This window comes from Paraburkholderia sp. SIMBA_053 (assembly GCF_046534895.1).
Classification (GTDB): Bacteria; Pseudomonadota; Gammaproteobacteria; order Burkholderiales; family Burkholderiaceae; genus Paraburkholderia; species Paraburkholderia caledonica.
The window spans coordinates 1-267 of sequence record NZ_JAWRXU010000806.1 but is presented as its reverse complement, the minus strand read 5'-3'; the positions used below and the strand labels follow the sequence as shown (position 1 = coordinate 267).

The following is a 267-nucleotide window of genomic DNA, read 5'->3' as shown; positions in this document are numbered from 1 at the left end:
CTCGATGCGTACTACAAGAAGTCGACCAATCTGCTCGACGAAGGGCAATTCGGTTCGGCCCTGATCTTCACGCCGTTCAACTATCAATATGGCAAAACATACGGCGTCGAATTCACGGCGAACTTCAGACACGACAATGTCTCCGCCTATCTGAACCTCGCGTACAGCCGGGCACAGGGCAAGCAGATCAGTTCGGCGCAGTTCAATTTCGATCCCGACGAGTTGGCCTTCATCAACAGCCATTGGGTGTTTCTCGATCACGACCAG

The 267-nt window shown here is 53.2% G+C and carries 1 pseudogene; it reads left to right on the top strand.

Features of this window, described 5'->3' with window-relative positions:
- Window positions 1-267 (top strand): annotated as a pseudogene (locus tag SB753_RS37800) (TonB-dependent receptor); the annotation flags it as partial.